This window comes from Streptococcus sp. WM07 (genome assembly GCF_004570525.1).
In the GTDB taxonomy this organism is placed as follows: domain Bacteria; phylum Bacillota; class Bacilli; order Lactobacillales; family Streptococcaceae; genus Streptococcus.
The window spans coordinates 1-718 of sequence record NZ_SPPZ01000133.1 but is presented as its reverse complement, the minus strand read 5'-3'; the positions used below and the strand labels follow the sequence as shown (position 1 = coordinate 718).

Annotated in this window: 1 protein-coding gene; it reads left to right on the top strand. The window is 35.9% G+C overall.

The window, feature by feature from the left end; translation table 11 throughout:
* Positions 1-32: 32 nt before the first annotated feature.
* Positions 33-718, top strand: a 686-nt coding sequence (locus E4T71_RS08730; RefSeq protein WP_245165723.1) for an IS982 family transposase, incomplete at its 3' end; no start/stop codon positions are given.

The window sequence follows — 718 nt, the reverse complement described above, 5'->3', positions numbered from 1 at the left end:
CACAAGTCGTTTTCAATAAAATTTTAGTGAGAGTGACTGATCTATATGAAAAATATGTTCCAAAGTCAGTTCGTTTCCGTAAGAATGTTCATTTACAAATTCAACCAGATGTTATTTTGATTTCTAGCTACATTTGGGCTCTACAACAAGGTTGTAGATCGGCTAATACCATCTATCGTGCAATTCGGACTAACCTATTTCCCGAATGTTTTCCTGAACGCTCTAGATTTTGCCGGATCTGCCAGAATCTTTCCCAAACTATTCAAATGATGCGCTATTATTTTGTAAAGACTCTCATCAGCGACTGTGAATTTGGTATTATTGATAGTTTCCCCTGTGCTTTGTGTAAACCAATTAGAAATTGTAGAGCAAAACTTCTTGAATCAACAGCCAATATAGGTTTTAACGCCACAAAACAAGAACATTACTACGGTATTAAATTTTCAGTAGTAGTTGGAGATAACGGTTTTCCGGTTAATTATGTAGTCACACCAGCTTCAGTTCATGATAGTCAAACAGCTTATGAACTACTCATCGCTAGTCCGTTCTCAATTGTCTATGGTGATAAGGGTTATGTGAATAAATCATTGAAAGAGAGCTTGCTGAGGTGTGGAATCAAATTAATTACTCAATTAAGGGAGAATATGAGTGATTACTCTAAACTGGAAAATTATAGAATTGGACGACTGCGTAAGTCCATTGAAACGGTATTCTCAAG